This window comes from Kitasatospora sp. NPDC085879, assembly GCF_040686255.1.
Taxonomy (GTDB): domain Bacteria; phylum Actinomycetota; class Actinomycetes; order Streptomycetales; family Streptomycetaceae; genus Kitasatospora.
Window position 1 is genome coordinate 1 of sequence record NZ_JBFBJZ010000128.1, and the last position, 10911, is coordinate 10911.

General features: G+C 72.6%; 10 protein-coding genes and 1 pseudogene. 5 read left to right on the forward strand and 6 right to left on the reverse strand.

The window, feature by feature from the left end; genetic code table 11:
- A pseudogene (locus AB0P35_RS40165) lies at positions 1–110 on the reverse strand (spore-associated protein A); the annotation flags it as partial.
- 514 nt (positions 111–624) lie between these two features.
- Here AB0P35_RS40165 and AB0P35_RS40170 point away from each other — a divergent pair.
- Positions 625–1098: a hypothetical protein gene (locus AB0P35_RS40170; RefSeq protein ID WP_095877547.1), complete on the forward strand. Its 474-nt coding sequence runs from the start codon at positions 625–627 to the stop codon at positions 1096–1098.
- A gap of 1215 nt (positions 1099–2313) precedes the next feature.
- Here AB0P35_RS40170 and AB0P35_RS40175 read toward each other — a convergent pair.
- Complete coding sequence (locus tag AB0P35_RS40175; RefSeq protein ID WP_363521196.1) at positions 2314–3576, reverse strand: competence protein CoiA family protein; 1263 nt, start codon at positions 3574–3576, stop codon at positions 2314–2316.
- 467 nt (positions 3577–4043) lie between these two features.
- Positions 4044–5114 (reverse strand): hypothetical protein, encoded by a 1071-nt coding sequence (locus AB0P35_RS40180; RefSeq protein ID WP_363521199.1) that lies wholly within the window; start codon positions 5112–5114, stop codon positions 4044–4046.
- A 162-nt stretch (positions 5115–5276) separates the two neighbouring features.
- Here AB0P35_RS40180 and AB0P35_RS40185 point away from each other — a divergent pair, with 162 nt between their 5' ends.
- Positions 5277–5729: a MarR family winged helix-turn-helix transcriptional regulator gene (locus tag AB0P35_RS40185; RefSeq protein ID WP_363521202.1), complete on the forward strand. Its 453-nt coding sequence runs from the start codon at positions 5277–5279 to the stop codon at positions 5727–5729.
- 126 nt (positions 5730–5855) lie between these two features.
- On the opposite strand, the gene ykgO is transcribed toward AB0P35_RS40185, so the two are convergent.
- Positions 5856–5978 (reverse strand): type B 50S ribosomal protein L36, encoded by a 123-nt coding sequence (ykgO, locus tag AB0P35_RS40190; protein WP_095878111.1) that lies wholly within the window; start codon positions 5976–5978, stop codon positions 5856–5858.
- 202 nt (positions 5979–6180) lie between these two features.
- Entirely contained in the window at positions 6181–7227 is a 1047-nt protein-coding gene (locus tag AB0P35_RS40195; protein WP_363521205.1) for an ISAs1 family transposase, read from the reverse strand.
- 492 nt (positions 7228–7719) lie between these two features.
- Here AB0P35_RS40195 and AB0P35_RS40200 point away from each other — a divergent pair, with 492 nt between their 5' ends.
- Together AB0P35_RS40200 and AB0P35_RS40205 are read left to right on the forward strand one after the other, a co-directional pair.
- A complete protein-coding gene (locus AB0P35_RS40200) occupies positions 7720–8211 on the forward strand; it encodes a hypothetical protein (RefSeq protein ID WP_095877526.1) in 492 nt (163 codons plus the stop codon).
- Positions 8212–8745: 534 nt separating this feature from the next.
- Entirely contained in the window at positions 8746–9252 is a 507-nt protein-coding gene (locus AB0P35_RS40205; RefSeq protein ID WP_095877525.1) for a hypothetical protein, read from the forward strand.
- A 23-nt stretch (positions 9253–9275) separates the two neighbouring features.
- On the opposite strand, the gene AB0P35_RS40210 is transcribed toward AB0P35_RS40205, so the two are convergent.
- A complete protein-coding gene (locus tag AB0P35_RS40210) occupies positions 9276–10385 on the reverse strand; it encodes a hypothetical protein (RefSeq protein WP_363521208.1) in 1110 nt (369 codons plus the stop codon).
- A 240-nt stretch (positions 10386–10625) separates the two neighbouring features.
- On the opposite strand from AB0P35_RS40210, the gene AB0P35_RS40215 reads away from it, so the two are divergent.
- A complete protein-coding gene (locus tag AB0P35_RS40215) occupies positions 10626–10790 on the forward strand; it encodes a hypothetical protein (RefSeq protein WP_363521211.1) in 165 nt (54 codons plus the stop codon).
- Positions 10791–10911: the final 121 nt, after the last annotated feature.

The window sequence follows — 10911 nt, forward strand, 5'->3', positions numbered from 1 at the left end:
CAGTTGTTGCCGTTGCTGCTGTTGTAGGTCAGGTAGACCGTGCCGCCGAGGTTGAGGTCGCGGTGGTCGATGACGGTGTAGCCCGAACCGCAGACGCCGTTGTAGCCGGCGGCTTGCGCGGCCGTCGGCACTGCGGTGGCGGCGGCGCCCGCCACCAGGGCCAGGGTGCCGAGACGGGCAGCGGCTCGCTTCGTCGACGTGTGCTCGGGTTCACTCCATCCTGTGGGGCTCGTTGCGCCCGGTCCTGGCCGCGTCCTGCCGGTGCCAGCGGTTCCGAACGGGGGCGTGCCAGGGGCAAGGGGGAGGCGCGCGGTGCGTACGGGGCGTGGCGGCGCTTCCGGGTCGGTTGTGGTGAGCAGACTGGCAAAGCCCGTATCGCGGAGGTAACGCGGCCGCCGATCGCCACCGGTGCCGCTCGCCGGCACCCCACCTGCGCCCTGCTGCGCCCTGCTGCGCCCCTTCGCCGGGCGTCGCTCCGCCCCCGTCGGTCTGCAACTCGCTGGTGCGGGCATGGGCGTGGTGTTCCGGGCGACGGCGGCGGGGCTCCGGTCCCGCTACCGGGACGATACGGAGGTCGACGATCATGGCGCGCGTCGCGTCCGACCCTGATGGAAGGCTGATTACATGCGCACGATCGCACGACGGATGGCGGTGGCGGCAGCGGCGCTGCTCGCGGTGGCTGGCGGCATCACGGTCTCGACGGCCACCCCGGCGGCGGCCGGCGGTTGGGGGTGTTCGGGCACCGAGGTGAGCGACTCCCCGTTTGCGGTGAAGGCCTACGGCGGCCAGGTGCTGAGCCACGTGCACCTGTTCTGGGACAGCTCGACGGGCCGCAACTGTGCGGTCAACGTCAAGGCCGGAAGCCTGTACGGAACCGCGGGCTTCATCTCGATCCGGCTGATCGAGTGCCGCGAGGACACTCCCGGCAGCAGCTCCGCCTGCACCAGCATCGAGAACCGGCCCGACGGAAGCGACAACTACCGCTACTACGCCGGTCCGGTGAGTGTTCCAGGTTCCGGCCACTGCATCTGGGTCGAGGGCATCACCTCGGGCCCCAGCGCGATCGGCTACTACACCAGCCCGACCTTCCACTGCTGACCGGAGCGCGGCCCGGCATGCAGCGCGGGTGTCGATCCGGCCGAGGTCGGGGCAGCGATGGGCGCCGTAGCGGATGTCGCCGGTGGCGAAGTGCTCGGTTCGAGGCGGCGGACCGAGTCCGCATCCGCGACGATGCGCGCCACCCGCACGGGGCTCGGGTGCGTCAACCGGCCCGAGTTCCCGCTCGCTGCGGCAGTCCGCACACGGGACGTCAGCCGCAGCTGCGCCGTGCGAGTTGCACCCGCGGCCGTCGTTGACGCACCAGCACTTCGCCGGACCGCTGCCCCGGGCCATCGGTCTGCGGCCGGCTGTCCGCCGGGGCCTCGGTCTGTTCGACACCCTCCTGTGTTCGGGAGATCAGCCCACAGAGCCGGATCGCGGCGTGGAGGTCTGCTCCACAGACGTGTGGGTCCGTGAACCTGTGGGAAGCGGCGACGCGAGCCCGTGCGAAGGCGGTCGGCCCGTACGCCCGGCGCTCGGTCCGACGGCGGCTACGGCTGCGTTCCCGGCATCGGCTCCACGCGTGTGTCAGCGCTTTCCCGGATGACGTAGACGGCGTCGGTGTAGGCCTGCCATCCGACCGGGAGGAGGTAGTACCGGTCGGCGCGGTTGACCAGCATCCGTAAGCCGGAATAGCGGTAACGGAACGGGAATGCCTCCCCCAGGTCGTCCCTCCGAAGGCCCCGGCCAGCCAGGCTGAGGGAGACACCCGGCCTCTGCGCATCCTGGTGTGCTGCCCCGTCGGGGTAGTGCCGGGGTTGGGTGGCCGTGGAGCGTGGGACAGGCGGGAGATGACGAGCTTCTCCGCAGGGCACCGGCGCTACCGGCCGACCGCGCGTACCGCTGCGCTCGTTCGCCCGACCGCGGCGGCGGTATGGATCCGATGGCTCTTTGACGGTGTTCTGCTGCTGGACCTGGCGCACGGAGTGCCTGCTGTCGGGCGGGGCGTGGTCGCCACGATCTGGCCCGAATCGGCGTGCCCGGCCGTCGGGAGGCATCGATGACCGGCCACGCCCCGGCCGGGGCCGACGACACCGGCGCCTGGGTGGCGGCATCCACCCGCTGCCTGCCCGGCGACATCGCCGCCAGGATCCGGGCCGCCCGGGAAGCAGGGGCCCCAAGCCGGTCACGGAGCCTGTGCTCTTCGCGGCCCGGACGACCCGCCCCGGACTGCCGCCGCTCTCGCCACCACAGGGTCCGGCCAGTGACGAGAGGTCAGGTCGTTCTCAAGGCGATCACCAGTGGGGACAGGTCGATGACCTGGGTGTCGTCGGGCGCGTAGTTGATCGTCCAGTGCCGCTCGGCCGGATCGGCGGTGAGGATCACCAGGCCGGCCAGCTCCTCCCAGCTGGCGGCCGGAGGGTAGGGGCGCAGCACCGCGTACGGCGCGCCGTCGACGAGCAGCGGCACCCCGCCGCCCCAGTGGGGGTCGGCGAACGCGCCGTGGTCCAGGTAAGGAGTGCTTGCGCTGGTCTCGGCCGCCCAGTGGGCCGCGGCGTCCTCCAGCTTCCAGCGCCGGACCATGGTGAGCTTGTTGCGCCACGCCTCCACGGCCTCCCCGCCCTGGAGCCGGTGCGCGTGGCTGTTGGACTCGCGGCGCCGGGCCTGCTCGCGGCGGGCGAGCGAAGCCTCCCGCTCCCGCTCGGCCTGCCCGGCGCGGGCCAGCTCCTCGCGGTCCGCCCGGTCGTGCTCGGCCGCGGTCGCCGCATAGGCCGGAGCGCTCCAGTGCCCCTGCCACGGCCGCCCGTCCGCGCGCAGCCGGTACCTCCCGTCCGCGGGCGCCCGGTACGGCGCGATACGGCCCGCGAGGACCCACGACACGAAGTCACCCAGCGCCGGGGTGACGCTCTGCCAGTCGCCGTGTCCCCGCGCGCACGCACACCACCGCCTGCACGCCTGCACCTGGAACCGGGCGAGGCCCGCGGCGACCTCCCAACCGGTCGGCCCGCCGTCCGGCGCGGTGCCGGGCGCGGTGACCCGGATCGAGGGCACCGACCCCAGCCACGGCCGGGGCCGGGTGGCCACCCAGCACACGGCGACACCGTCACGGGCGAGGCGTGCGGTGCGCGCCCGTATCTCGTCCTCGGTGATCGCCGACAGCTGCGCCTCCCACGCGATGCGGCGACCGCCGTCGGGGGAGGTGGCCATCACGTCCGCCCGCCAGGTGCCGTGCGGTGCGCGGACCTCGAGCTCGGCGGACCAGCCGGCCGCCCGGATCTCGGTGGCGAGCTGCAGCTTGAGCAGGTGGTGTTCCATCGACTCCCCGGCGAGCGCGCAGCGCGGCGCCCCGGCGTCGTGGGCGAAGAACCGGATCCGGGTGGGGGAGCGTTTGGCGTGCATGCCGTGCCCGCACTCCGGGCAGGCCAGCGGCACGCGTGGGCGCGCCCGGTGGACGGCTTCCCAGGCCCAGCCGCACCCGAGGTCGTCCCGGCTGGCATCCAGTCGGCCCCGCTGCGCGTGCATCGCGGTGAATGCCACGCCCGCCCCCCTTCCCGTACAGCCCGGACGGCCAGGGCGCCCCCGGCCCCTCCCGATCCCGAGCCCCGTCCCCAGTACCTTCCCCCTGTCCGCGCCCGGTCCACCCCACCAGGTACGGCACCGCACCGCACAGCACCACGCGTCCGGTTGCCGCCGACAGGCCGACACCCCCCGGGCCGCGGCCGCGCCCGGCGGTCCGACGTGCGGTGCGGTCTGGTGTCTCGCGCTTCGGGCGGCCGCCGGATGGGATGGTGGTGCGCCGCGGGACGGGATTGATCACAGACGTGCCCGGCCGACACTCCGCCGACCGGTCCACGGGAACGACCCGGCCCGCACAGAGCGACCCTTGGGGGAATGGGCAAGTCGCACTCCCGTGCGGCGACTCCCATGAGGGATGGAGCCCGTTCCGTCTCGGGCCGGCGCCTTCCACCCTCCGCGTGCTGGGCTGACGGGCCCGGGCACCCCGCTCAGGCGGTGGCGGCCGTCCGGCGCCGGGTCAACCGGGGACGCAGGCCGACCAAGAGCGCGGCGACGATGGCCCAGAGCCCGAGCGTGACCACCGGACCGGCCAGGTGGGCGCCGCCGAAGTAGCTCAGGTCGCTGATCGCGCGGACGGCCGCGCCCGGCGGCAGCAACGCCGAGACGGCGCGGGCCGCGCCCGGCAGCAGGTCGGCACCGATGGTCGCCCCGCTGGTGGCGTTGCCGACGGTCAGCAGCAGCAGCGTCGCCACCGGGATGCCCACCGGGCCGAGGTAGGTCCCGAGCAGCTTGGTGGTGAAGGCCGCCGCCGCGGCCAGCAGGGACAGGGTGAACACCAGCGGCAGGACGGGAGCGGGCACCGCCCCGAGGACCGGTCCGGCGATGACCGCGCCGACCGTGCCGATCGCCGCGGAGGTGCCGAGCAGCAGCCAGAACCGGTGGCGCAGCCGCAGCAGCGCGGTCAGGCCGAGCGCGTTCGAGCCCAGCACGAATCCGGCCAGGGTCACGCCGAAGGCCATGTAGAAGCCGGCCACGCCGCGGGCGTCGAAGTGGGCGAGCGGTACGACGTCCACCGTGCTGACCCGGTCGCCCGCGCCCTGGGCGTAGGCGTTCACCAGCCGCGTCACGGCGGTCGTGGTGGACGTCCCGGCGGCCCCCGCGGTCTGCAGGCCGAGCCGGTCGGGCCCGTGGGCGAAGAGCGCGGCCACCACGTCGCCGTGCTCCACCGCCTGGCGTCCGGCTGCGGCGTCGGCGACGGGGTGCACCTCGACGCTGTCGCCGAGCGCCCGGCCCACCTGGTCCGCCAGGACGGACCCCGTGACGGCGATCGGCAGCCGATGGGGCTGCGGGTCGCGCTGCAGGCCCACGTAGGAGGTAATGAAGGCCGCGGCGACGACCAGCGCGATGACGACCGGCTGGAGCCAGGCCCGCACCGGCGGCCGGCCGACGGTCTCCCGGCGGCGCTCGGGAGAGGCGGCGGGGGCGGGGGTCGCAGCGGGTTCGGGCGTGGCAGCGGATCCGGGGGTGTGCTCGGGTGCGGACGTGGAGGCGGTGACCATGGCAAGGCTTCCTGGTGGGGCGTCGGTGCGGGTGCCGCGGTATGCCGCGGCAGTGCACCATCGATAAATAGGAGCATATGCTCGTATTGGGGGAGCGGCAAGGCGACTCTCGCATGTGGGAGCACATGCTCCTATCCTGAGGGCGGAGGCTTGGAGGAGACCATGACACCTGCGCCGGCGAACACCGCCCCCCCGTGCAACAACCTCGCCCTCCGCAAGGCGGCGCGGTACCTCGGCGCCACCTACGACAAGGCCCTCGCCGCGGTCGGACTCCGGTCCACCCAGTTCAGCATCCTGCAAGTGCTGAACACGCATGGCGAGACCACGATCACCAGCCTCGCCGAGTCGATCGCCATGGACCGCACCACCCTCGCCTCGAACCTCAAACCCCTCGCCCGGGAGGGCCTGGTGACGGTGGAGCCCGCGCCCACCGACCGCCGGGCGCGGATCGCCGCGATCACCGCGGACGGCAAGACCCGGCTGGCCGAGGCGGCGCCGCTCTGGCGGGACGTGCAGGCGAGGTTCGAGACCGCCTTCGGCGTCGACGAGGCCGCCGCGCTGCGCGCCTCGCTGAACGCCGTCCTCGACACCGGCTTCGAGCCCTGGGCCGAGTAGCGGACGGCGTCCGCTCGGGGTGTGCGCCCCACCGGTGGGCGGCGCGCACGTTCGGGGCCGGGGCCGTCGCGGGCGCTCGGACCGCGGTGATCCGGCGGCCCGCCCGCAGCCCGAGCACCCGACCGATCAGCCCTGACGTGCCTTGAGCCGCGGGTCCCGCTTGTTCACGACGTAGGTCTTCCCGCGTCGGCGGACGACCTGAGACCCGGGCTTGGCCTTCAGCGCTCGAAGCGAGTTGCGTACCTTCATCGGCTCGTCCTTTCGTCGCATCACGACACCGAACATGTCGCGGGCATGCCAACAGTCCTCTGCTGCTCCTTGTTCCCAGTGCTCCCATATTTCCCGACGCCGCCGGCATCCGCGGATTGCACGGCCGCCGGCCGCGAAGTTGCCGCAGGCCACTGCGGAGGGAAGGCAGGGTCTCGGCAAAGTGGCGTGATGTCCGTTTTGATCAGGTGAGACCGAGGAGCGCGAGTGGCCGCTTCGGGTCGCGGGCGTTGCGTCGCAGGGCGGTGGCGATGCCGTGGACACCTGCGATGCGGAGGGCGCCGATGGTCGGGTTGCGCCAGGTGGCCATCGCTCGGGGCGCGTTGCCGGTGCGGAGTTGGGAGGCGTCCTCGGCGAAGGTGACATCGCGGATGTGATGCAGGGCCTCGATGGACCAGTGGCCGCGGATCAGGGCGGCAAGCTGTGTGGGGGTGGCCCGGTCGGCGGGCAGGCTGGTGACCGCGTAGATCGTCTTGATGGTGATCTTCCCGGTCCTGCGGTTCACGCGCCGGCGTTTGAGCTGGATCGCCTGGCGGGCGTGCGGGAAGAGCAGGTTGTTCACGGTGGCCACCTTGATCCGGCGGGTCTCGCCCCGCCCGTGCCCGGTCTCCCGGGTGCGCCCCTGCAAGGGGATCGCATGCCAGGGGAGGGACTTGAGCTGTTTTCGGAGCTTCTTCTGGTTGCCCTTGGCGATCACGATGTAGTGCGCGGACCGGCCGGTGACCAGATAGTCGGCGTGCTCGCGCTGGGTGTGCATCGCGTCGCTGGTCACCACGGTGCCGGCGAGGCCGGCGACGGTGTCGAGCAGGGGCTGGAAGCAGGTGATCTCGTTCGTCTTCTCGCCGACGTCCAACTGGGCGAGGACACTGCTCGTGGTGTGGTCGAGGGCGGCGAGCAGATGGATCCTCCGGCCGCTCGCCCGGGCGGCGCCGCGCAGGCTCTTGCCGTCCACCGCGACCGCCCGCAGGTCCTTGGCCTGAAGGCTTGGCGGTTGGCGGTCGGCGAGCCAGCGGCCCACTGCTCGATCGAGTGCGTCACCGTCGATCCTGGCCAGGACCCGGCGGATGGTCGCTTCACCGGGTGCCGGATGGCGTCCGGTGAGTGGATCGCGCCGGGCGCCGAGTAGACCGAGGACTTCGGGCGGAGCGTCGGCGGCCCACTCGCTGATCGCCAGCAGCGAGGTCGCTCCGGCCAGCACGGCGGTGGCGGCGAGCGCGAGCACGTACGCCAAGGCGTGGCGCACCCCACGGGGATCACGGGGGTCGGGCACCTCGGCGAGTCGTTCCAGCAGGCCAGGGCGCTCTCCTGCCCCGGTCGGCGGATGGTCGCGGAGCTGGTCAAGGGCAGGCGGGATCAGAGATGATGCAGCGGCAGGCACGGTCTTCCAGCGGGATCACGGGGCGTAGAGAACTCCATGATCTTGGAAGTCCGTGCCTGCTTCACGTCCGGACCGGCCCACCCCGCCGCAGACCGTGACCAAGCGGACGATTCGGCACTTTGCCGAGACCCTGCAGTACCGTGGCGCACCGACGCCGAACATGGGAGATGACGCCGACCTTTGCCCTCGGGCTCCACATCTCGAACCTCGCCCCAACGTCCCGCACCCGGCGCCGCGGGGACCTACCTGGTCACGGCCAATCCGCCGGTGTCCGTGGAAGTCGCCGCCGGTATCGGCCGCCACGCCACCACTCGCTTCGTACGGATCCGCCCGGAGGTGTGACCCGTGAGCAGCGACCCTGGCCACCTCCCCTCGGCTGCGCCCGGCAATTCCGTGCCGGCGGTCTCCGTCGAGGACCGCGTCGAGCGCGCCGTCGAGGCGATCATCGCCTCGCCCTCTGCGGACACCTGCCTCGACCTGGTGGCCGACCTGGAGCAGCTGGGCGCGTTGTGGGAGGGGGTGCTGGTCCTGCTCGGCCCGACGGTCGGCCGACCGCGGCCCGGGCTCAGTGAGCACGAGGCGGTGGCCAGGCTCCGCAAACTGGCCGCCACCCCCGACCGGGTCTCGAGTCTCGTCTACGGCGTCTGGGCGGCGTACCGGGAGCATGGCGCGTCGCCCGCTCGGGAGCTCTGGGAGACGGCCCCGATCGAGGTGCGTCGGGGAGCTGCCCTACAGATGCTCATCGTGTTCTGCCGGTCGATCGGCGGGGAGGGTGGCCGCTTGACGGCGGAGGCGACGGTCCAGTTGATCCGCGCCACTGTGCCCATCACTTGGTGACGCACGGTCGGCAACGACCCGACGCGGCGCGCATGCGGGGCGGGCCAGGAAGGAGAGCGGCCCGGGCCTCGCCGCGACGGGGGTTCGCGGGGCCTCGGGGCCGCTCTCGCGGTCGGCCGATTGCTGCTCCGCCGGCCGGCCGAGACGCCCGGGTGTGTGGTCACCTTGGGCGCGCTTGGTGGGGATTGGATCGTGTGCAGGGGACGTTAGTCCTCGGCACCGTTCGTGTCACGCCCTTTGTCCATGTATGGCATGCACTGGGCAGGCAGGCTCGGGGAGCTGCCAGAGACCCTCAAGGAGCCAACGATGGCCGCGAAGCAGATCCCGAACGTGACAGAAACAGCACCCTGACGCAGCGTGAGTTTGGTGACCCGCAGGAGAGGCCGGGGCTGAAGCCGGGCCTCTTCGCCTCGTCCGTGGCGCGTGAGAAGGTAGCGGCATTCCGAGAGACCACCCGGCCGCCTGCCGCTGACACCAGAGGAACGATGGCCACCAACGAAACCCGCACCGCCCGCTTCATCTACGCACCGGGCGTTGCGGCTCGACCCGGACGGCCTCTTCTTCCCGGGCCTGCGCATCCGTCGCGCCGTCCGGAGCCGTCGCGCCGTCGACACCGACGCCCTCGGCTACGAACAGCTCCGCCGCCTCCGCCCCGCGCAGCAAGCCGCCCAGCGCGCCCTCACCGCCGTGCAGACGGTCTGCCCGCCCGAGACCGACCCCATCGAGATCAAGGTCCTCGTTGAAGCCGAACTGTGGGAAGCCGCCTGTCTCGCCCATGAAGCCGTCCGGATCCGCAAGGCCCAGCCGGAAGTCGCAGAGCTGATCCGCGAGCAGATCACCGCCCGCGCCGACCGCTTGGAGCAGCTCGCCACCCGCCTGGAGAAATGGGCGGCTGACAACCCGCCCGCCAAGAAGCGACCCCGTATCGCAGCGCCCCGGCCGGTGGATGCGTCCGACCGGCTGCAAGCGGAAGCGGCGGCCGACTACCGGCCGACCGGCGACCTGCTGGCCCGCCTCGACGACGGGAGCACCGCCCTCTGAGAGGCTGCGCGCCCGGGAGCGGGTCAGTGGGGATGCCCGGGCGGCGGGGGAAGCCGGTGGTGGTCGCCCTGGGCCGCCGCGTCGATGAGGCGATTGGCCTGGTCCCGCGTGGCCGGTGGGAGAGGGGCGAGGTTCGCGGCGACCTGCGGTTGAGGCATCTCCATCACCTGGTCGAGGCCGGCGGCCAGAGCATGGACACTGTGGAGGCTGTCGGTGACCTGGGAGAGGCCATCGGCGGCAAGCCCCCCAGCGTTCTGGAGAGCGATGACCATCGCCAACGCGAGGTGCACGAAGTTCGGGTCCTCGTCGATTCGCCCGAAGGCCTTCATGCCCGCCGGGTTTTCGTGGCGCGACGTCGCCGTGAGCAGGCGGGCGAGCAGCGGCAACGCCCTGAACAGGGCGGTGGTGGCAGTGCGGGCCGCCTCCAGTGCCTGGTCGTCCGCGCCGTGGACCGCGGCGGCCAGCGCCGGGAGCGACACCAGGCGGCCGGCATCGAACAACGCGGCCGCCGGGCCGGTCAGCCACGGACCTGCTCCGGCCACCTTGTCGCGCCGGCCGGGTGCGAGGCCGAGCGCCTTCTCCACCACGAGCGCCTGTTCCTCCGCCGGCGCGGTGTCCTCGCCGAAGACGAAGGCGCGCAGCATGAGCTCGGCGGCGTCGGTGCGTTGGGCGGCGGTGAGTCGGGTGTCGCGGGGTAGGACGGTGTGCTGTCCTCGCCGGCCGGCCAGAGTGGCGGCTGCGGCGGTCAGCGCGGCGTCGCGGTTGTTGGTGGAGTCGAGCTGGACGATGCCGTCGTGGAGGGTGGCCATCCAGCGGTCGAGGGTGGCGGTGAGGCTTTCGCGGGCTGCGCGGGTGGGGATCTGGTATCCGTCGAGCCACAGCAGGACGCGCAGGGTGTCGACGTCGCGGGTGTGCTCCCGCCAGCGGAGCAGGGCGAGGAGCTGCTGGTCAGTGCTGGGCGGGTAGTGCCAGACGGGGCGGCGGCCGCGGTTGGCGCCCCGCTCGGGTCGGGGCAGCAGCTGCTGGCTGCGGAACGTCTCCAGCATGCGGTCGGTGACCTGGTGGCCTTCGGCGGCTGCGGTGCTTCGCAGCGCCTCGGCGTCCAGCACGCTGTCGGCGCTGGCCTCGTCCATGCGGTCCATCCTCTCGATGAGAACTCCCAGCTTTCTGGGCTGTAACTCGCAACACAGCGAAGTACTCCCAGCCGCGGGGCCGATAACTTACATCCCTCTGAACAGGCCTTTTATCGCCGATACCGGGCCTCTACCGTGGCCGTATGCGCTCGCAGGAACAGGGTAGAACGCGGCGCTGAACCAGAGGAAGGTCGGCGCTCGCCGTGTGCGGGCCGGGCGGTGGAGAAGGAGGTGAGTTCGATGGACAAGAACGGGAAGAGGCTCGTCGTCGCCGTGGCCGGGTCGCTGGCACACGCTCGCGCCCAGCAGTGGGCGCGGCGCCAGGGCATGGTGGCGTGGCAGGGCGCGATGGTCGGTGCGCTGGCCGCTGCGGCAGCCGGCGCGCTGCTCCAGCGGGCACTATAGGGCGGCCGGTCGAGGAGCCCGGCACTAGCTGATCTGTGAGGCACGCGGTGGTGTGGGCGCGACGCGCACTCTCGCACGCCGGCAGGCGTGCGAGAGCGTCGGTTGGCAGGGGGTTGGCCCA

Coding starts and splice junctions, on each gene's coding strand:
- AB0P35_RS40170 (WP_095877547.1), top strand. CDS start 625: ATGCGCACGATCGCACGACGGATGGCGGTGGCGGCAGCGGCGCTGCTC.
- AB0P35_RS40180 (WP_363521199.1), bottom strand. CDS start 5,114: ATGGTCACCGCCTCCACGTCCGCACCCGAGCACACCCCCGGATCCGCT.
- AB0P35_RS40185 (WP_363521202.1), top strand. CDS start 5,277: ATGACACCTGCGCCGGCGAACACCGCCCCCCCGTGCAACAACCTCGCC.
- ykgO (WP_095878111.1), bottom strand. CDS start 5,978: ATGAAGGTACGCAACTCGCTTCGAGCGCTGAAGGCCAAGCCCGGGTCT.
- AB0P35_RS40210 (WP_363521208.1), bottom strand. CDS start 10,385: ATGGACGAGGCCAGCGCCGACAGCGTGCTGGACGCCGAGGCGCTGCGA.
- AB0P35_RS40215 (WP_363521211.1), top strand. CDS start 10,626: ATGGACAAGAACGGGAAGAGGCTCGTCGTCGCCGTGGCCGGGTCGCTG.